Origin of the sequence: Rhizobium sp. S96, from assembly GCF_030382195.1 — a bacterium.
Taxonomy (GTDB): Bacteria; Pseudomonadota; Alphaproteobacteria; order Rhizobiales; family Rhizobiaceae; genus Rhizobium.
In genome coordinates this window covers 161602-180253 of the sequence record NZ_JAUDRY010000003.1, presented here as the reverse complement: position 1 = coordinate 180253, position 18652 = coordinate 161602, and the positions used below count along the sequence as shown (strand labels likewise).

19 protein-coding genes and 1 tRNA gene are annotated in these 18652 nt (G+C 57.7%); 15 read left to right on the top strand and 5 right to left on the bottom strand.

The genetic code is table 11. The features are described from left to right. The first annotated feature begins 5 nt into the window (after positions 1-5). The 11 genes from QTL94_RS01810 (at position 6) to ligD (ending at position 12459) form a co-directional block, all read left to right on the top strand. Positions 6-410, top strand: a complete 405-nt coding sequence (locus QTL94_RS01810; protein ID WP_289800382.1) for a DUF6950 family protein — start codon at positions 6-8, stop codon at positions 408-410. Continuing rightward, positions 410-2827 (top strand): phage tail protein, encoded by a 2418-nt coding sequence (locus tag QTL94_RS01805; RefSeq protein WP_289800381.1) that lies wholly within the window; start codon positions 410-412, stop codon positions 2825-2827. The genes QTL94_RS01810 and QTL94_RS01805 overlap by 1 nt, the downstream gene beginning before the upstream one ends. Beyond that, the gene (locus QTL94_RS01800; protein WP_289800380.1) at positions 2827-4365 is read left to right on the top strand and encodes a hypothetical protein; all 1539 of its coding nucleotides are present in this window, start codon (positions 2827-2829) and stop codon (positions 4363-4365) included. The genes QTL94_RS01805 and QTL94_RS01800 overlap by 1 nt, the downstream gene beginning before the upstream one ends. An 11-nt stretch (positions 4366-4376) precedes the next feature. Continuing rightward, positions 4377-6362: a hypothetical protein gene (locus tag QTL94_RS01795; protein ID WP_289800379.1), complete on the top strand. Its 1986-nt coding sequence runs from the start codon at positions 4377-4379 to the stop codon at positions 6360-6362. After that, positions 6353-6682 carry a hypothetical protein gene (locus tag QTL94_RS01790; protein WP_289800378.1) on the top strand — a complete coding sequence of 110 codons (330 nt, stop codon included), beginning with the start codon at positions 6353-6355 and terminating at the stop codon, positions 6680-6682. Before QTL94_RS01795 ends, QTL94_RS01790 begins: the two co-directional genes overlap by 10 nt. Positions 6683-6731: 49 nt before the next feature. Then, positions 6732-7703 carry a peptidoglycan-binding protein gene (locus QTL94_RS01785; RefSeq protein ID WP_289800377.1) on the top strand — a complete coding sequence of 324 codons (972 nt, stop codon included), beginning with the start codon at positions 6732-6734 and terminating at the stop codon, positions 7701-7703. Continuing rightward, positions 7703-7984 carry a hypothetical protein gene (locus QTL94_RS01780; RefSeq protein WP_289800376.1) on the top strand — a complete coding sequence of 94 codons (282 nt, stop codon included), beginning with the start codon at positions 7703-7705 and terminating at the stop codon, positions 7982-7984. Before QTL94_RS01785 ends, QTL94_RS01780 begins: the two co-directional genes overlap by 1 nt. A gap of 142 nt (positions 7985-8126) precedes the next feature. After that, entirely contained in the window at positions 8127-8555 is a 429-nt protein-coding gene (locus QTL94_RS01775; RefSeq protein ID WP_289800375.1) for a DUF1515 domain-containing protein, read from the top strand. Between the two features lie 89 nt (positions 8556-8644). Then, the gene (locus QTL94_RS01770) at positions 8645-10108 is read left to right on the top strand and encodes an MBOAT family O-acyltransferase (RefSeq protein WP_289800374.1); all 1464 of its coding nucleotides are present in this window, start codon (positions 8645-8647) and stop codon (positions 10106-10108) included. A gap of 7 nt (positions 10109-10115) precedes the next feature. Next, positions 10116-11012, top strand: coding sequence for a hypothetical protein (locus QTL94_RS01765; RefSeq protein ID WP_289800373.1), 897 nt, complete (start codon positions 10116-10118; stop codon positions 11010-11012). A 406-nt stretch (positions 11013-11418) separates the two neighbouring features. Continuing rightward, the gene (gene ligD, locus QTL94_RS01760; protein ID WP_289800372.1) at positions 11419-12459 is read left to right on the top strand and encodes a non-homologous end-joining DNA ligase; all 1041 of its coding nucleotides are present in this window, start codon (positions 11419-11421) and stop codon (positions 12457-12459) included. 409 nt (positions 12460-12868) lie between these two features. Here ligD and QTL94_RS01755 read toward each other — a convergent pair whose 3' ends face one another. The 5 genes from QTL94_RS01755 to QTL94_RS01735 form a co-directional block, all read right to left on the bottom strand. Beyond that, positions 12869-13057, bottom strand: coding sequence for a hypothetical protein (locus QTL94_RS01755; protein ID WP_289800371.1), 189 nt, complete (start codon positions 13055-13057; stop codon positions 12869-12871). 136 nt (positions 13058-13193) lie between these two features. Further along, entirely contained in the window at positions 13194-13691 is a 498-nt protein-coding gene (locus QTL94_RS01750; RefSeq protein WP_289800370.1) for a hypothetical protein, read from the bottom strand. A gap of 70 nt (positions 13692-13761) precedes the next feature. Continuing rightward, a complete protein-coding gene (locus tag QTL94_RS01745; RefSeq protein ID WP_289800369.1) occupies positions 13762-14076 on the bottom strand; it encodes a hypothetical protein in 315 nt (104 codons plus the stop codon). A 418-nt stretch (positions 14077-14494) separates the two neighbouring features. Continuing rightward, positions 14495-14764 carry a hypothetical protein gene (locus QTL94_RS01740; protein WP_289800368.1) on the bottom strand — a complete coding sequence of 90 codons (270 nt, stop codon included), beginning with the start codon at positions 14762-14764 and terminating at the stop codon, positions 14495-14497. Between the two features lie 157 nt (positions 14765-14921). Further along, positions 14922-14996, bottom strand: a tRNA-Thr gene (locus tag QTL94_RS01735). Positions 14997-15147: 151 nt separating this feature from the next. On the opposite strand from QTL94_RS01735, the gene QTL94_RS01730 reads away from it, so the two are divergent. From QTL94_RS01730 to hisD, 4 genes are all read left to right on the top strand, one after another. Continuing rightward, entirely contained in the window at positions 15148-15342 is a 195-nt protein-coding gene (locus QTL94_RS01730; RefSeq protein WP_289800367.1) for a hypothetical protein, read from the top strand. 104 nt (positions 15343-15446) lie between these two features. Beyond that, positions 15447-16739: a UDP-N-acetylglucosamine 1-carboxyvinyltransferase gene (gene murA, locus QTL94_RS01725; protein WP_113520249.1), complete on the top strand. Its 1293-nt coding sequence runs from the start codon at positions 15447-15449 to the stop codon at positions 16737-16739. A 132-nt stretch (positions 16740-16871) separates the two neighbouring features. Next, positions 16872-17309, top strand: a complete 438-nt coding sequence (locus QTL94_RS01720) for a DUF2948 family protein (protein ID WP_289800366.1) — start codon at positions 16872-16874, stop codon at positions 17307-17309. Between the two features lie 44 nt (positions 17310-17353). After that, positions 17354-18652: a histidinol dehydrogenase gene (gene hisD / locus QTL94_RS01715; protein WP_289800365.1), complete on the top strand. Its 1299-nt coding sequence runs from the start codon at positions 17354-17356 to the stop codon at positions 18650-18652.

Genomic DNA, 18652 nt, shown 5'->3' with positions numbered 1-18652 from the left:
TCGACATGGTTAGACTTCCCGGCTGGGAGAAGCGCCTCAATGCGGTTGTGGCGAAGCATCAGGCGTTGCCATCAATCTATGGTACGTCAGACTGCTATCTGATCGCAGACGATGGGGTCGAGGCTGTCACGGGCGATCGAATGTACGCCGCCGCCATCGGCTACAGCACGGAAGCCGGCGCGGCGAAGAAGCTGCGCCAGCATGGCTTCGAGACGGTTCGCGATGCCTTCGCTGCCAAGTTTGCGGAAATCGCTCCCAGCATGGCGCAGCGCGGGGATATCGGCGTGGTTGATCGCGATGGTGTCCTTACTGGCGGCCTGTTCACCTCGATTGGCTTCATGACGCGCGGATCTGAGGCTGTTGAGTTCCTGCCAAACTCATCCGTCGCATATGCATTCAAGGTGACCTGATGCCCTTTCTCGCTCCAGTCGTCGGCGCCATTGGCGGCTTTTTCGGTTCTCTCGGTATTATCGGTAAAGCCATCATCGGGATTGGCCTCAATCTCATCGTCAGCAAGATTCAGCAGCGGCAGGCCAAGAAGAACCAGAAACAGATTGGCGGCGTCGAATTCGAGCGCGAATATGGTGAAAACGTTAGCCGGAAAGTCGCTTGCGGTCTCGTAGGCCTGGCTGGCCACGATTGCTATGTCAATACGTACGGCAGCTCGAATAAGTACCTAGAGCAGGTCTACGTGCTTTCCGATTTTCCATGCGACGGCCTCTCGAAGATCTGGGCCGGCGGGTCGCGGCTGGCGCTAGGCGTCGTTTCATCGGATTCGGTCAAGACCGTCTACAGTGTCACGAGTGGCGCCTATGCCGGCCTCATGCAATTCACATTCTACAGCGGGACACAAACTGCGGCGGATGCGGGCATGATTTCGCATTCGAACCCGGCGGGACGCTGGACCGCTGATCACATTGGGACTGGCATTTGTTGGGTGAAGGTTGCTCTGACTTACAGTCAAGACAAGCTTTCTCAGTTCCCCGACTTCTTCTTCGAGATCCGCGGTGCCCGTCTGTATGATATTCGCAAGGACTCCACCGTGGGTGGTTCCGGCTCGCACCGATGGGATGATTACTCGACCTATGAGTTCTCGGAAAACCCGATCGTGCAGGAATACAATTATCGTCGGGGCTTCTCCGTCAATAATGATCTGTTTTGCGGAATGGGAATGGAGGCGGCAGACCTTCCTTTCGATCGCTATGTCGCGGCTATGAACATCTGCGACGAGGATGCTGGCGGGGAGAAGCGTTACCGCTGCTCGATCTTGTTTGATGCAGATGCCCAGCACGGCGACAATATCGAAGCGGTCATGACCGCTTGCGGCGGGGCCGTCATCGACGACGTTGATGGGTCCTGGCCGTTGATCGGAACCGATCAGCCGATTGTCGAGACTTTTACCGATGATGACCTGGTGATCAGTGAGCCGGTTCGGTTCCAGCGCCGGCGGTCTATGTCGGATCTTGTCAATGCGGTTTCGGGCACATACCCAGAGCCGTCGAACATGTGGTCTCCGGCGGGATACGATACGCAAACCGACGCCTCTTATGTCGCGCTCGATCGCCGTACGCGTGATATCAACCTCGACTTCGCGCAGGTTCGTTACAAGGGTCAAGCCAATCAGCTGGCCTCGATCTACTTCAATGAGAACCGCTTTGAGGCTACCGCCGATATCGTCCTGCGTCCGCGTTTTCAGACGATCAAGGCGGGCGATTGGGTTCGCTGGGACTCGGCTCGTTATGGCGAGCGGGTCTATATGGTGCAGGCGCGTTCCATCAAGGCGCTGACCAGCGACGGTCCGCGCAACGTCTCATTATCGCTTCAGGAGCGGGACGGCTCGATCTACGACGCGGTGGGCGTGATCCCGCCGACGGTCCCAATCCCGAACGGGGAACCGATATATCTTAACGAGCTGCAGGACTTTGCGGTCATTCCGGTCATTGGTGTTGGTGCGGACGGCCGATCCTATCCGGCCTTCCGGATCTCGTGGGCGGCGGTCGAGGACGCAACGGTAACAGGCGTCACGATAGAGTGGTGGATCAAGACCGAGCCTACCAACAAGTTCACGCGAACAGTCGATACGTCGAGCACCATCGCCTTCATCCAAGAGGGTATTCTCAGTCTGACCGACTATCAGTTTCGCCATAAGCTGGTGGCTGCCGACCGTCCGACAAACTGGACGGACTCGGTCACAGTATCGTCGCTGGACGGTGGCAACGCGGATCTCGAAATCGGTCTCGGGAACCTGAAAGAAGACGTTCTTGCTGTCTTTCGTGATCTCTATGCCGGCCTTGGTCGTACGGAATCCCTGCTGGCTCAGATCCAACAGAATTACCAGATCACGAGCAGCGTATCGCAGTCGATCAGTCGAAAGCTCTCGGTGCAGGGGGCGAGCTTCAGCGAGGAAATCGTTGTGCTCAACTCCAGCATCGCAAATGTCGTGGCGCAGACCGAAGAGTTGATCGCGGCATTTGGGGAAAATCTTGCCGACGGCCTAGTGGCGTTTCAGGCGGTGGCTGCCCCTGAAGGTGTCAATGTTCGCTATGCGATCCTGTTGAAGGGCGCGATTGGTGACGATTGGAAAGAGAGCGGCTTCTTTATCGAGCTCTATACGGAAGGCGGCGTTCTGAAATCCCGCGCCGCCTTCGACGTCGATCAGTTCATGTTGTTGACCGGGGATGAGGCTGCGCTGCCGTTTGTCGTCGAGGCCGGAGAGCTGAAGCTCAACGTCGCTCGCATCGGAACGATCTACGGTGGCGCTTGGATTTCCGACAACAACAAGCTCCAGATCAACGGCATTGCGGGAACAATCGAGGTCTACAGCTGATGGTGCGTCTTCTGATCGGTGTTGACAGCACCAATGTTGGCTGCATCAAAATCATGAAGGACAACGCCGACAATCCCTACAGCACGTCCGATAGTGACTATGCGAAGTTCTATTTCAACAGCAAATGGGATGTGCAGATCCGATTCGTCGGCGCCAATCAGCTGAACTATGCAGACGGTACCGTGGCGCAATTCCTGCCATCCGGGACCAACAAGAACAGCTTCCAGCGCGCTCGCATCGGTTACGACACGGGAAATGTCTCTTGCTTCTGGAAGAAGGAGTACTGGGAGGCGCTGGGCGACCTCGATTATGATCTGCCGGTCTTCGACGTGAAGCGCGTTAATAGCTCTGGCGTGTATATCCACGGCAAGATCAGTAAGACCACCGGCGGTTCGGGCACGCTCTATTACACCGCGTCTTTGTCGGATGAAGGGTATGTACGCAACTTCATCCCCGGAGCCGGCAACGAAATCAACGTTGCAATCCCTTACGGCCTTGCGGCCTATTCGTCTTCCGGCAACAACCCGAAGGCTTTTGTCTGGAACCTTCCGGGTGACGAGACAGCCTTCGTGAATCCTCCGCTGGCTCCGGTCGCTGGACAAATGCAGGTGCAGATTACCAAGGACTACTGCCGAGTTTCGAAGCCGGGGTATGATGTTCGCACCGCGACGGCGTCCAAACTCGCCTTTGACAGCACCACCCGGCCGGCAAAGATCATCGCAGCAGCTGATATTGCGCTTCCAGCCGGAACGACAGTCTACGACTTTTCTTCGAAGCTCGCCGGTATCAACGTCAGTGGCGAGTTCATTGCCGACGTGATTCAGTACAAGGGTTCGACCATCACGTTTCCGGCCTCCCTTCCGAGTGACGACGACGACTATGGGGCGAACTACTATTTTTCCGGCACGACGCTTGTCTTCAGCAACAGCGGTTCGTCCTGTCGGGCTCGGTTCCTGATCATCGCTCAGGACAACACTGCGGCTTCAGCCGGATCGAACAAGGTGTTCCGGCAAGTCACGATTGGCGGGGTCGATGTCTTTCAGTTCCTTCGCCCTGGCGCTGCAAATCCACCGAACCTTGCCGATGTGATCATCGATAGCCGCTGGCCATGTCTGCAGATCATCAAGACCGGCGTATTTGACATCCCCACTGGGGGTGCACAGACGACCGATATCGCCTTCGACAGCGCCGGCCTCTTTCCGTTCGTGAAGTATTTCACGATCCACCCGGCCGGCGAGCCGAACGATACCCTTGTGGGCAGTACCGACCGTACCGCCACAGGAAAGCGCATCAGACAGCCGGTCGTTGCGGCGGGCTTCATCAACAACGTCGCGACCGGTGTGATCACTCGATACACTTCGGGAACGACGACATACTGCCAGTTCACGGCCAACCGGATCCGCTTCTTCACGTTTCGAGGTCTGCCGCATCGATACTACTGGGAAAGCGGCTCCAGCAGCAGCGGCACGACGACGACAGAGGCGGTGACCTGCGCCGCAACCAAGATCCGCTATTACATTTTCGGCATCCCAGCATAGGGGCTCACACTATGACGATTGCATATACGACAGGGCAGATTGCCCTGACGAATGGTTCTGCCGTGATTACGGGCATTGGTACTGGCTGGGAAGTGGCGCTGATTGGCGGCGGCTTCATTGCCGCCCAGGCCGACGGAAATATGCTCCCGATCGAGAGCGTCGATAGCGACACGCAAATTACCGCCGCGATCGCGTGGGCTGGGGCAACCGGGACCTATGACTATGCATTGGTTCGCGATACGGCGTGGCTCCAGCAACTGAATGCCAATAGCAATACGCTTGCGCGGGTAGTCACCGAACTCGAAGCCGGAACGATCTACAAATATGACGCCAGCGGTGATCTTGCAGGACGCGTGAATTACGACGATCGCGCTAAGGGATATTCGTATCTTGTCTCGGTGGGTGTCTCTGAGCCAGCCTTGTACGTCAAGGCCAGTTCCACGCCCGGCGATTGGGATGGTCCGTTTAGCTACGGCACTGGCCCAATCGGCCCTAAAGGTGATCAGGGCGACCCTGGTCCGCAAGGGATTCCGGGCGCCGCCGGTTCCGTCTATATTGCCCGTGGAACCTACGCGGCTGGTACGGCGTATGCCAAGGACGACACCGTTCTCTACAACGGTTCGACATACATCGCGCGTGTGTCAACAACCGGTAACGCTCCTCCCGATCTTCCGACGACATCGAATACTTATTGGCAGCTCGTAGCGCAGAAGGGAACGGACGGGACCGGCACAGGGGACGTCACAGGTCCATCGTCGTCGGTCGCGGGACGCATCGCTGCGTTCGGCGGCACTACGGGCAAAGCGATCGTTGACGGCGGAAAGCTGGTTTCCGATCTCGTCACCGGGCCGGCTTCCGTGACAGATAGCTATGCCGCACTATTCGACGGAACCACGGGGAAGCTGCTTAAGGCGTTGTCGCCGGCAAGCTTTCGCACTTGGCTACAGCAGACCGCCGCAAGTGTGTCATTCGACAACTCCGTTGCGAACCTTGCCGGATCCCCGGCAACCGTGCAAGCCGCGATCGAAAAGCTTGCATCGGGGGGTGGCGGGAAAAACGACGCAATCCTTGCGATCGAGATTGCCGACCTGAAAGGGCAAAGACTCGGCATGGTAGGCGGTGTGGCGGACTCGTTTGACGATGAAACGGGTGTTAACACTGGCGGATCGACAAACCAATCTTATGACGCAACGAACGACTGGTACAGACCGACGATCTCAACCGGTACGTTAATTGCTGCGGGGACCGGAACCGCGATCGGTGACACGACTGCCCTTGGCGGTCTTGCTGCCGCATTTGATGGTGTGACAACGCAAGCGCTAGCTAACTGCGCCCGAACCGTCAGCAACACTGCCACCAATGGCTATGTAGGCAAGAACTATACAGGTGCAGCTAAGGCCATCCAATCCGCGACCCTCATTGGCTCCAGCGATAACGGACTTGATGGGACGTTGTCGGCGTCAACGATCACGTTGGTGCTTCGCGGCAAGAACGGATCTGCACCCACCTCCCGAACTGACGGAACGTCTCTCGGCACTGCCAGCTTCTCAGATGCTGCGGGGGTCAGTCGAACTATCACGTCCACAGATCCAATGACAGCATGGGACTATGTTTGGTTTGATGCATCCACGACGGCGTCGTCGGGTATCTACGTCGCGGAAGCGCAGTTTTTCGCTCCTGTCTATGACAACATGACACTGGTCAGCACGTCGTACGCCGCCGCGAGCGTGCCATCCACGGGACGTATCGCGCTTCAAACTGTCGAAGTCGATGCGATCACCATCAACACTGACGTGTCCGCTGAAGTATCACGCGACGGTGGAACGACGTGGACGGCCATAACGCTTTCGCTGTCGACAAACCTTGGCAGCGCGAAGGTGTACGAAGGTTCCGGTTCACTCGGTGCCCAGCCGTCCGGAACTTCGATGCGTTGGCGCATCAAAACGCTGAACAACAAGAATGTAGATATCTCAGGGGTGGTACTGCAATGGTCGTAAAAACGTGGGGAAATGTCGTTACGACCGAGTATGTCCCGGAAGAGATCAGCCGACGTCAGTTCTTCCAGGTGCTTGCGAGCCGGGGGTTGATCACGAAGGCTGAAGCGCTTGATGCGGTGACCGTCGGAACGCTGCCGGCTGCGATTGAGGCGATTATCGCCTTGATACCGGATGAAGACATTCAGTGGTCCATCCGCATGTCGTTCAGCGCTCAAAACTTCCTTCGCTCCAACTGGTGCGTGGCAATGTTCGGCACCATGCAAGGCATGTCATCCGCAGCCATTGACCAGATTTGGCGCGACGGCGCGTTACTCGATTAGGTCGCGAAGCCGCGATCGCCATTTTAATCATTCAATCTGGAGAGTGCCAATGAACGTACCTGTTACGGCTCAGCAAATCCGCGCGTCTGCGCGTGGCCCGGTCAATGCAAGCAATTTGAATTCTGTTATCGTGGCGCTTGACCGCTACGGTAGCGATTTTGGGCTCGATCGCCCGCACCGTGTCGTCCAGTACCTCGCGCAGCTGATGCATGAAAGCGGCGACTTCCGCTACGATCGCGAGATCTGGGGACCGACGCCGGCGCAGGCTCGTTATGACACGCGCATCGATCTCGGCAATACATCGGCGCTCGACGGCGATGGCAAGAAGTATATGGGTCGCACCGGCATGCAGCTCACCGGCAAGGCCAACTATCAGGCGTTCTCCGACTGGTGCGAGGGCAAGGGCTATCACCCGCCTGACTTCGTTTCCAACCCGGACCTTGTCAATAGCGATCCTTGGGAAGGTCTTGTTCCGCTCTGGTATTGGGAAAGCCGCAGGCTCAATCGCTTTGCCGATCAGGGTGACATCGAGATGATTACAAAGGGCGTCAATGGCGGCCTTAATGGTTTTGCCGATCGCGTGGATCATTTCGTGCGCCTGGCGCTCGTGGTGCTTGGTTTGCGGCCTGATGCTGTGAGGGAGTTTCAGGCGGCAAAGGGGCTGGAGGTTGATGGTGACGCTGGCCCAAGGACGCGCGCTGCGTTGCATACCTCCTTGCTGGCGCTCTCTGGCGCCTCGACGAAGATGGCTGCTTTCGCCGCCGCTCCCGTCGTTGAGGAAAAGGAAGTTGTGCCGGCGGCCGTCGAGGCGGGCGTTAAGAAGAAGTTCAATCTGCTCGGCAAGATAGCGGCGATGTTCGGTGGCGGTGGATTCGGTATCGCTGCTTTTGCCGGCTTCGACTGGCGCGCTCTGTTGGTCATTATTGGCGCGGCAGTCACTCTCGCGATTGGCGGCCTTCTATTCCGGAACTGGCTGATCAAGGCCATCAAGGACGTCAAGGCGGCCGTGGAGGGCGACTGATGCTGTCCAAGCTCATTCCCGACAGCGTGAAGCTTCCTGCGGCGGCGTTGCTGGGCGCGTCGATAGCTGCGGGGGTGCTGGTCTTGATTGCGGAGATCTGGTGGCTTCCGGCCGCCCGAAACGAGGGGAGGGCTGCAGAGAGATCGGCGGCCCTTCAGAGGTCCATTGACTTGATCAAAGAGCGGGGCGTGACGAACGATGCGATTAGCAGGCTTAGTGACAGTGATTTGTGCCGCAAGCTTGGCGGTAAGTGGGTGCGTGACACGGGCTCCTGCGAATGATGGGGCCGGTTTCGAACGTCTCGCGCCTTCTCCGGCGACCCGGAAATTCATAATTGCCAACGATCGACCGTTTGCGGAGCAAGTCGTTGCCCATAATGAAACCTGCGATCAGCAGCCGGCGTGCAGGAAGTGAAATCCAATCGTGGCGACAGCGGCAGAGATATTGCGCTCACTTGGGCGCGTGGAAGAATCAATCGCAGGCATTCGCGAAAGCATCAGCTATCTACGAGAGGATTTCGGGGATGAAAAAGATCATGCCCACGATAGTAGAGCCGTCATTCACAAGAGACTTGATGAACAAACGGGCAAGATCGCTCACTTAGAAACGACTGTCGCAATCAGCGGCGAGGTGGACGCGCAGCTGCGTGATCAGATCGCAGAACTTCGGGCGACGGTCGAGAGCAATCAAAAGATGGTTGCGCCAGCAATCGACGAATGGAAGCGTATGAAGGCGCTCGGCGTCGGCATCTCTGGCCTGATCGCTCTGGCCGGCCTTACGATTGGCGGCATTGTCGCCTGGGCTAGCGACGGCGCGATTGCTGCGCTTCGGCACTGGCTTCGGATAAACTGAAGCCTGCCCCGTCTGTGTTGCAGCTTGCGATTTGTGGTTGCGTATGCGAGACAGCCTTATCATCGTTATGGCCACGGCAGCTGCTAAAAATGATCTTCAGTTCAGACGCCTTCATCTTTCTGTTCCTGCCAATCTGGCTGATCATTTTCTTCATGTTTTCGGTGGGTATGAGACGTTGGCTCAATGTCGTCATCCTTGCTGCATCCCTTTTATTCTACGCGTCTTGGGATGTCGGTTATCTGCCAATCTTGATTGGATCAATCGTCGTAAATTATGCTGCCGTCGTTGCTTTGAAGACGACAAAGAGGACAAAGCCGATAGTTGTCGCAGGTGTTGCCTTCAACCTGGCGCTTCTCGGTTGGTATAAATACTGGTGCTTCTTTGGCTCGATGTTCGGCATTCTCTCATGCAACCCTGCATCAGCTTCCGAACATCTGCCTTTGGCAATTTCGTTCTTCACCTTTCAGCAGATCGCATATCTGGTTGATATCTATCGACACCGTGAGGCGGGGCGGGATATTCCGCACCCCATCGACTACGCGGCGTTCGTCTCTTTCTTCCCGCACCTCATTGCAGGGCCTATCACGCGCTCAAACGAGCTCCTGAAGCCGATCGAGGAAAAGGCCTATCAGATAACCGCGAAGACGATGGAAGTCGGGCTCGCCGTTTTCCTTCTGGGATTTGCGAAGAAAGTTTTTCTTGCCGACCCATTGGGGCAAATCGCGGACCCCATATTTGGCGCTGCCGAGGCTGGGGCCTTGGATGGGCTTTCGGCGATCCTGGGCGTTGTTGCCTTCACGCTGCAGATCTACTTCGATTTTAGCGGCTATAGCGAGATGGCGGTCGGTCTCGGGTTAATGATCGGAATTCAACTGCCTTGGAATTTCGCTACGCCCTACGGCGCGACGTCAGTTGTCGATTTCTGGCGGCGTTGGCATATCACGCTGAGCACAATACTGCGCGATTACCTCTACATCGCCCTCGGTGGAAATCGCTGCGGCGAGGTACGGAAACACGTCAACTTGATGGCGACTATGGTTCTCGGCGGCCTTTGGCATGGGGCGAACTGGACGTTTGTCGTATGGGGAGCACTACACGGCATCTTCTTGATCGCTGTTCATCTGTATCGAGCTTCGAAGTTGCCAACGCTTCCCGTTTGGCTGGCGATTATCCTGACTAATGCTGTCGTAGCCTTCGCTTGGACTTTCTTCCGGGCGGCGACGTTCTCGGGTGCTTGGAATGTAGTCACGTCGCTGTGGTCGGCATGGGATGCTGATGCGGCAGCCGGCCATCTCGGTGCATTCTATGAACGGGCTATGTTCTCGCCGAGTTCAAGTGTTGAGGCAGTCCTGATTTGCTTCGCGGTTTTCACGACTGCGTACTTGGTCGCCGCCACCGTTCGCACGCAGGACATCCAGGCTCGATATGAGGTTTGGATCTCAGGGGGCTCTTTCGTTCGGCCGTGGGCGGCGCTCGTCGCTGCGGGCGCCATGAGCTACGGTCTTTTCATGCAGGCCGGCTTGGCCGCCAAATTCATCTATTTCGATTTTTGAGGGCGGCATGCGAACATCCCGGACAACAGTCTTCGTTTTCGTTCTCACCCTGATAGTGCTTAATGCATCGCTGTATGCAGGAGCGTACTCCGCCTTCGATAACTGGTTAGGCAACCGCGATCATCGGCTTCCTAACGTCCGCTTGCTTTCCGAGCAATGTCGTGCGCCAGCCGTCCGGCGCTTCATATCAATGCAGGATTGGTCACTGCCGTCGATGATCGTGCTGGGGGACAGCCAACCGTTCAATAGCGGGTTTCCCCTCGAAAGCACGTGGCCCTTCCTGATTAACCAGAAGGCAGGTATGGGGTTGCGGGTGGTCAATCTTGCTGTGATTGATGGCCGTCCAGAAGATACCGCTTTCATTGCCCGTCAGCTGCCTGCCGGATCGGCTCGCTTGGCGTTCGTAAATCTCAATCAAAGCCACTTTGTGGGCGATCATCTTCGATACGTGAGTCCGATCGAGCCGGCCCCACTTGAGTTCGAAAAGTGCGCATTTGAAATGCGAAGGTTGCTGTTGGCTGAAAAACTGCCTCTTCCTGATACGGTCAGGGGGCGCGAGACTTTTCGAAAGACGAAGCTTTCACCAGACCGATACAGGATCGATATCAACAGAGACACCATTACAACAATGATCTCTGCCGTCGCAGAAGCATCAGCGGTCACAACCGCTTTCGTGACGCCCAATAATGTAGATGCGTTTGATCTGTACGGATACGACGTTGATCGTTTCCAGGAGAAGAGCGAAGAGATGGAAGCTGCCTGCGCCAGTAGCGGCCTGGCGCGCTGCATCAATTTGTCTATGGCTTTGAGCATGAACAATTTCTACGACATTGTGCACCTTAACACTTCCGGCAATCGTGCGCTCGCAGATCTGTTGGCGACTAAGATACCTGTTGGACAGTGACCGGTTAGGCGGGTCTCACGCCTAGCTATCTTCTGGGGCCGCCGTTGATACGGTCACTCTGTATCTTTGTGCATGCAATCAACATGACCATACCGAGCGCCTCACTGAACTCTTCTGTCCCGGGACCGCTTGATGACACCCTCTGGATTAGCTCGCCGGTAACGGATCTCAACATGCCGCCGCCGCCCGATGTACGGTAGGCGGCGATTTCCCACCATCCATCGGTGAGGCGCCAGTGCACGACGGTGTGATTTAGAAGCCTGATTTCGTTGAAGGGGCCGGGATCGATCATGCGCGGAATATCGGTTCAGCGTCTGCCCTGGTCAATCACCCCGCAGCAACAAACCGTCGCGGTCGCCGTCTCGAATTCATTATCTTTTTAAGCTTTGCCTGATGTAATTATCTAATGGCAAAGTCTCCTCCTTCAAAGCCGCTCGTTGTTCCCGAGAAGCCGCTTCGCTCCAGAGCGCGCAAGCCGCGCGACCCGGCACAGCCGAACCTCCCCTTCGACCCAATGCCCGAGCGGATAGAGCCATGCTTGGCACTGCTCAAGCCCAAGCCGCCGACTGGGCCGGACTGGACGTACGAGGTCAAATGGGATGGATATCGTGTGGCCGTCCATATCGAGCCGAAGCGCGTGCGGGTCCTGACTCGGGGCGGCCATGACTGGACCCATCGCTTCCCGGCGATCGTCGATGCGGCGAAGCAGCTCGGCGTAGCTACGGCCATCCTCGACGGCGAGGCGGTCGTGCTCGATGAACAAGGCCGGTCTGATTTCAGCGCCCTGCAGCAATCGCTGGGTGGGCGTGGTGGCAAGCTGGTCACCAACGCCGCGATCCTCGTTGCCTTCGATCTTCTCTATTTCGATGGTCACGATATCAGGGGCATGGAACTGAGCAGTCGTCGCCACCTGCTGGAATCGCTTCTCGCCAACGAGAACGGCGCCATCCAGCTTTCGCAGGAGATCGATGGCGACGGCGGCGAGATCTTCAATGCGGCCTGTGAGCACGGCCTTGAAGGCATCATCGCCAAGGATCGAGAGAGCGCCTATCGCTCGGGTCGCCTTGGCGATTGGGTGAAGGTTAAGTGCGTTCAGAGCGACAGTTTTATGATCGTAGGCTACGAGCACTCGCTTTCCGCACGCGGCGGCATTGGAAGCTTGATGCTCGCGGCCCGCAAAGGCGACAACCTGATCTACGTCGGATCAGTTGGGACGGGGTTCAAAGAGCGCGACGCCCTGCAGCTGCGAAATCTGCTCGACCGCCTGAGGCGAAAGACGGCGCCTATCGCGTATTCCGGCCGTCGCAAAGATCTCGTGTGGTCTCAGCCTACATTGATTGCCGAGATTGAGTACCGCGCATGGACACATGACGGGAAGCTACGGCACGCCTCTTATAAGGGCTTGCGCGAGAAGCAGGATAACGCGGCTGTTTACGAGATCGAGTGAGAGGTTCGGTCTTGCATGGCTAAGTTGATCGCTTCCGAAAGAGTGACCGGGCAAAGCTCGCCCGCGAGCACCTTGTCGACGGCTGCGGCCATCGCAGCGCGACCCTCCTCTGACTCGATGTCCACGCAATGATCGCGACACCAATGTGCAACGATGTCCGTCAATATCTGGACTTCGTGATCGCTGAAGTTTGCGAAGCTGAGCAGAGACATGAGACACCTCTAATCCAGCCAACAAAGTGTTTACGCGTTCAGATTATGCTGAGATGAAGGGTTGTCAACCAGCCCCTCATCGAGACCGATCCGCAAAAAATGCCCCGCTAGACGCACGGGGCAAGTAAAGGCAACCGCGCCGGAGAAAGGAGACCCGACGCTATGCCGCTAAACGCACAGGGCGGCGTCTCGTTCCGTCAGCCTGGGGGCAAGTGTTCCAGCAGTATCGTGCTCAGCGCGAGTTGTCTGGCATTCATGTTGGCGTCAAACCAAAGCAGTTCGGCAATCTCGCTGTCGTCGTTCTGAAGGTGCAGCGCAATTACCAACATCGCTGGCGATCTGATGTGCTTGGTCCGCACTACATCACCAACCCTGATTGTTTCCATCGCTATCGCTTCTCCGACGCCGTTCTCAGATGTGAGACATTTCAACCGGAAAGCATAATCATTCAAGAGCGGGCGGTTTTGTCCCACCAATCGATAAGCATATGCGTTCCCTCAATTGCTGTACTCCGGCATGGAGTCACACCTTCTTGGCCCCAGCAATTCTGCTCACTTCCGCGATAACCTTCGCAAGTTGGGCGTAATAGGGATTATAAACTTCTTCGAAGCCTTCGTTCAGTGTGCTAGCTAACTCGTTGCGAGCACGTCTACTTGCAGCTTGATATATCCAGACCTTGTAGGCGCCAGAAGCAAGGTTCAAGTCGCTTATTGGCTTAGACAGAGACGGGAAATATATCGCCGCTAGAGCGGCGGCCTTTTGAACGGGTTGCGCTGCGGCTTGCTCTTCCCCTTTCCATATGTAGTTTCGGCGCTCAAGGTCTAGCCAGTGATCATGCTCGTAAACGGCATTCACAAGAGCCTCTAAGTGTTCGTTTCGCTTCTTGCGATTTTCGCTACCCACGTTTAGCCAGTGCGTAACGACGGGTGGAATCGCTCCCCCAAGCAGAGCAAGTACCCCGCCGATTATCACTGGCCAAAGCACAGCCCAATTACTTGCCGCCGCGTCTACTCCGGTCATAGGTCGCTCCAGTTTGTCGCAGCCTGTCATCGAGCACCACCGTCGCAAACGACGCCGATGGTGCTTTTTCTCAAAGCTTCTTCGTTACGTTGAAAAACGACTCGAGTGCGGCCGGGTGATCAATCTTCCCGAAATGTGCCATCGACATGTCCGATGGGTCGAAGATTACAAGCATGTCATCGTTCTTGCTCAGTGGAGCTGACGCTTTGGCCGCGATATTCCACGTGCTAAGCGGAGACTCCAGGCAGATAAACGATGTCGTTCCCTCCCAAAAACCATTGCCTTGAGAGTGCACCGCATTGATCATCGCCTCACGGCGTTCAGAGTAAGTCTTACCGTTGACGGTTTTGTCAGCGATTCTAAAAGACAGAAAATAGGTTGCCACTTGATGGCTCCACATTGGCTGCGAAGCTTGACGACTCACCGGATCGGTCTAGAGTGGTCGTGCCTACACAGTTAGGTTGACATAACGAGGCGGCGGCAGGGGTCGATTCTTCCGTCGCCTCAACCTCATCGTCCTATAAGAATCACTTAGTTGCAATGTCGCCGAGACGGTTGTTTTTGTTCTTGGTGCGTTCCGGTCCACAGAATTCGCACTTTCATGTCAAACTGATTGGTGTTGAACCTATCAGCGACGATCCTGCCCTGAAAAATGGGGCCCAAGCTCCGGCGTTTCAAAACCTCGCCGAGTAGTGCCCGGCGAGGTCCAGATCTAGTGAAACGCCGCATTGAAATTACTCACAGTTCTCGAAGCTTCCCAATCTGAAGACTGGCTTCGCTCCTGCGCGCGGCGTTGGGTTGGTTCATGTGACGATGGATCTGCCGGATCCCGGCAGGTGCTTGACGATCATGTTGCCGTAGATGTCGCTCTCCATCGCGTAGAAGGATGGCGGGTAGTCCGGCTGAAGCTGTGGCACCCAGATCTCGACGACATCCCACTGGCCTGTCTTCTCGGGATAGTCGAGCATCGCGACTGCTGCTGCGGCGGCGCGATGATAGAGACCGGTTCGGCAGACGATCTCCTGCTCGGGGCCGCCGTTTATTTTCACGGAAAAGGCTGATGGCTTCGTCATATCCGCTCCCCATGGAGGAACGGGACAAGAACATGCTGCACGGATTTTGCACGGATTATCTGTGCTATTCGCGGAATGTTCTGGTCTTTGAAGCTGTTTCGCGCAGCTAGGCTGTCTGACTGTCCGCAGTTTTCTCTTTGATTTCGTTGAGGAAAACTGGTGCTGCCGAGTGGGATTGAACCACCGACCTCACCCTTACCAAGGGTGTGCTCTACCACTGAGCTACGGCAGCGAGGACCAGACGCGCAACCGAACCGGCTGCATCGCGTGAACGGGGCGGCTATTGCCATAGGTTTGAGGTAAGCGCAAGCCGCAATTTCCATCTTTGTGCAGATTAACCTGGCCACTTTTGAATTGGTGCGAATTCGGGTAAGCCATGAAACATGAGTGAAGACACTGAAAACGTCCAGAAGGGCCGCAAAGCCGCGATCGAACAGCAGGCGAAATTGCGCCGTGATCGCGCAGCCGAAAAACTTCGGGAAAATCTTTCTCGCCGCAAACAACAGACGCGCGCGCGCCGATCAGGCCAGGCGGATGAGACAAATGGCCTGCCTGCCGCAAAAATGGACGAATCGTAATGTTCGCTCCGCGACGAATTGAAGCGTTCGCTAATTTCGTCTAAACACCCGCATCCTTTTAAAAGACAGCCTTTCAGAAAGGCGGGCATCGCCCGTAAGCGCCCATGGATCGTATTAGAATTGTCGGCGGTAATGAGCTTAACGGCATCATTCCGATTTCCGGCGCAAAGAATGCCGCCCTACCGCTGATGATTGCTTCGCTGCTGACCAGCGATACCCTGACGCTCGAAAACGTTCCGCATCTGGCCGATGTCGAGCTTCTGATGCGCATCCTCGGCAATCATGGCGTCGACGTTGCCGTCAACGGCCGCCGCGAGCGCCAGGAAGACGCCTACTCGCGCACCATCCACTTCACCTGCCGCACGATCGTCGACACGACCGCTCCCTATGAGCTGGTGTCGAAGATGCGCGCCTCCTTCTGGGTCATCGGCCCGCTCTTGGCGCGCGAAGGCCAGTGCCGCGTCTCCCTGCCGGGCGGCTGCGCCATCGGCACGCGTCCGGTCGATCTGTTCCTCGACGGCCTGACCGCGCTCGGTGCTAACCTTGAAATTGACAGTGGCTACATCAACGCGACGGCGCCGAAGGGTGGCCTGATCGGCGCGCGCTATACCTTCCCGAAGGTATCGGTCGGCGCGACGCACGTGATGATGATGGCGGCAACGCTTGCCCGCGGCACGACCGTCATCGGCAATGCCGCTCGCGAGCCTGAGGTCGTTGATCTCGCCAACTGCCTGATCGCCATGGGCGCAAAGATCACCGGCGCCGGCACCTCGACGATCACCATCGAGGGTGTCACCTCGCTCTCCGGCGCGCGCCACCGCGTGCTTCCTGATCGTATCGAAACCGGTACCTACGCGATGGCCGTTGCCATGGCCGGCGGCGACGTCGTCCTGGAAAACACTGATGTCGCTCTGCTCGATACCGCGCTTGAGACCCTGCGTCGCGCGGGTGCGGAGATCTCGCCGACCAACAACGGCATGCGCGTTCGCCGCAACGGTGCCGGCATTCGCCCGGTCGATATCGTCACCGATCCGTTCCCGGGCTTCCCGACCGATCTGCAGGCGCAGTTCATGGCGCTGATGACGCGCTCGACCGGCATTTCGCATGTCACCGAGACGATCTTTGAAAACCGCTTCATGCACGTGCAGGAACTGGCCCGTCTCGGCGCCAAGATCTCGCTGTCAGGCCAGACCGCGAAGATCGAAGGTGTGCCGCGTCTCAAGGGCGCGCCCGTGATGGCGACAGACCTTCGCGCTTCCGTCTCTCTCGTGATCGCAGGCCTCGCTGCCGAAGGCGAGACGATGGTGTCACGCGTCTATCACCTCGATCGCGGCTTCGAGCGGCTGGAAGAAAAGCTCACCCGCTGCGGCGCGATCGTCGAACGCGTCAGCGAATAAGGAAAGGGGCGATCATCGCCCCTTATCCCGCTTGCACCCCTTATGCCGGTTGCGCATTGCGTTGCCGCGTCTTATGTCCGTTGTCTGAGGCGCCGCCATTCTGGCGGCGTATTGGCGATGGGATATGCCTGTATGACCGACCTGAAGCTGCTTGCGCTTGACAACGAAGACTTGGCCGTCATCTCCGCGCATTTGCAGGATAGTGTCTTCAAGGTCGCCGATGTCGCGTGGTCCCCGCGCGAGGCTCAGTTTTCGATTGCCGCCAACCGCTTCGTCTGGGAAGACGCCGCGCGCAAGCGCAAGGGTTTCGAACGCCGCCGGGCCGCACTTGTCTTCAAGCGCGTGCTTGCCGTTCGCTCCGTCGGCGTCGATCGCAACAAGCGCGATGAGGTCCTGTCGCTGCTTGCCATTCGCTTCGAGCAGAAAGGCGAGGGGCCGGACGGATTGGTCGAGCTCGCTCTGGCCGGTGGCGCGACGATTGAGCTCGATGTCGAATGCATCGAAGTTCAGCTTGCGGATATCGGTGGGGCATGGGAAACCGCCTCAAAGCCGCGCCATCCGGGTGCGTGATCAAAGCCTCTGCGTTCATTGAATATCGAGAAGGAATATCGGCCTTGGCAATCTGGTTGGATCAGACATCGGGGGATTTCGAGCAGCGTTTCGCCGCTTTCCTGACGACCAAGCGCGAAGTATCGGAAGACGTCAACACGATCGTCCGCGCCATTATCGATGACGTGCGCGCCCGGGGCGACGTCGCACTTGCCGAATATTCGAAGAAGTTCGACGGGATCGACTACGCCATCACGCCGATGCGCGTATCCGAGGCCGAGATCGATGCCGCCGTGGCCGAGGTCCCGGCCGAAGTGCTGGGCGCGCTGAAGGTCGCAGCCGTGCGCATTGAATCACACCACCGCCGGCAGCTCCCGAAGGATGACATCTACGAGGACGACCTAGGCGTCGGGCTCGGATCACGCTGGACGGCGATCGAAGCCGTCGGCCTTTATGTGCCGGGCGGCACAGCGAGCTACCCGAGTTCGGTGCTGATGAATGCGGTCCCCGCCAAGGTCGCTGGCGTCGATCGCATCGTGATCGCGGTGCCGGCGACGGGTGGTGCGGTCAACCCGGCGGTGCTTGCTGCTGCAAAGATCGCTGGCGTGACGGAGATCTACCGTGTCGGCGGCGCCCAGGCCGTTGCCGCACTTGCCTATGGCACGGAGACGATCGCGCCGGTTGCCAAGATCACCGGCCCGGGCAATGCCTTCGTCGCAGCCGCCAAGCGTCATGTTTTCGGGACGGTCGGTATCGACATGATCGCGGGACCGTCGGAAGTGCTCGTGATTGCAGACAAGGACAACAATGCCGACTGGATCGCGGCTGATCTTCTGGCACAGGCGGAGCATGACGCAAGCGCTCAATCGATCCTGGTGACGGACGATGCCGAGTTCGGCAGGGCTGTTGAGGTTGCTGTCGAGCGCCAGCTGAAGACGCTCAACCGTTCCGAGACGGCTGCCGCCAGCTGGCGGGACTTCGGCGCCGTCATCCTCGTGAAGAACTTGCAGGATGCGATCCCGCTCGCAAACCGTATCGCCGCGGAGCACCTTGAGCTTGCCGTTGCCGATCCGGATGCGCTGCTCTCGGGCATCAGGAACGCCGGCGCTATCTTCATCGGCGCCCACACGCCGGAGGTTATCGGCGATTATGTCGGCGGATCGAACCACGTGCTGCCGACAGCACGCTCCGCGCGCTTTTCATCCGGTCTCGGCGTGCTCGACTTCGTCAAGCGGACGTCGATCCTGCGTCTCGGGCCAGAGCAGCTTCGCACCCTTGGCCCGGCGGCGATTGCGCTTGCCGTGTCCGAAGGTCTCGATGCCCATGCGCGGTCCGTGGCAATCCGCCTGAACCTGGAGAGGTGA

Excerpts from the sequence above, each read along its gene's own strand:
- QTL94_RS01810 (WP_289800382.1), top strand. The coding sequence starts at position 6 with ATGGTTAGACTTCCCGGCTGGGAGAAGCGCCTCAATGCGGTTGTGGCG.
- QTL94_RS01805 (WP_289800381.1), top strand. The coding sequence starts at position 410 with ATGCCCTTTCTCGCTCCAGTCGTCGGCGCCATTGGCGGCTTTTTCGGT.
- QTL94_RS01800 (WP_289800380.1), top strand. The coding sequence starts at position 2,827 with ATGGTGCGTCTTCTGATCGGTGTTGACAGCACCAATGTTGGCTGCATC.
- QTL94_RS01795 (WP_289800379.1), top strand. The coding sequence starts at position 4,377 with ATGACGATTGCATATACGACAGGGCAGATTGCCCTGACGAATGGTTCT.
- QTL94_RS01790 (WP_289800378.1), top strand. The coding sequence starts at position 6,353 with ATGGTCGTAAAAACGTGGGGAAATGTCGTTACGACCGAGTATGTCCCG.
- QTL94_RS01785 (WP_289800377.1), top strand. The coding sequence starts at position 6,732 with ATGAACGTACCTGTTACGGCTCAGCAAATCCGCGCGTCTGCGCGTGGC.
- QTL94_RS01780 (WP_289800376.1), top strand. The coding sequence starts at position 7,703 with ATGCTGTCCAAGCTCATTCCCGACAGCGTGAAGCTTCCTGCGGCGGCG.
- QTL94_RS01770 (WP_289800374.1), top strand. The coding sequence starts at position 8,645 with ATGATCTTCAGTTCAGACGCCTTCATCTTTCTGTTCCTGCCAATCTGG.
- QTL94_RS01765 (WP_289800373.1), top strand. The coding sequence starts at position 10,116 with ATGCGAACATCCCGGACAACAGTCTTCGTTTTCGTTCTCACCCTGATA.
- ligD (WP_289800372.1), top strand. The coding sequence starts at position 11,419 with ATGGCAAAGTCTCCTCCTTCAAAGCCGCTCGTTGTTCCCGAGAAGCCG.
- QTL94_RS01755 (WP_289800371.1), bottom strand. The coding sequence starts at position 13,057 with ATGGAAACAATCAGGGTTGGTGATGTAGTGCGGACCAAGCACATCAGA.
- QTL94_RS01750 (WP_289800370.1), bottom strand. The coding sequence starts at position 13,691 with ATGACCGGAGTAGACGCGGCGGCAAGTAATTGGGCTGTGCTTTGGCCA.
- QTL94_RS01740 (WP_289800368.1), bottom strand. The coding sequence starts at position 14,764 with ATGACGAAGCCATCAGCCTTTTCCGTGAAAATAAACGGCGGCCCCGAG.
- QTL94_RS01730 (WP_289800367.1), top strand. The coding sequence starts at position 15,148 with ATGAGTGAAGACACTGAAAACGTCCAGAAGGGCCGCAAAGCCGCGATC.
- murA (WP_113520249.1), top strand. The coding sequence starts at position 15,447 with ATGGATCGTATTAGAATTGTCGGCGGTAATGAGCTTAACGGCATCATT.
- QTL94_RS01720 (WP_289800366.1), top strand. The coding sequence starts at position 16,872 with ATGACCGACCTGAAGCTGCTTGCGCTTGACAACGAAGACTTGGCCGTC.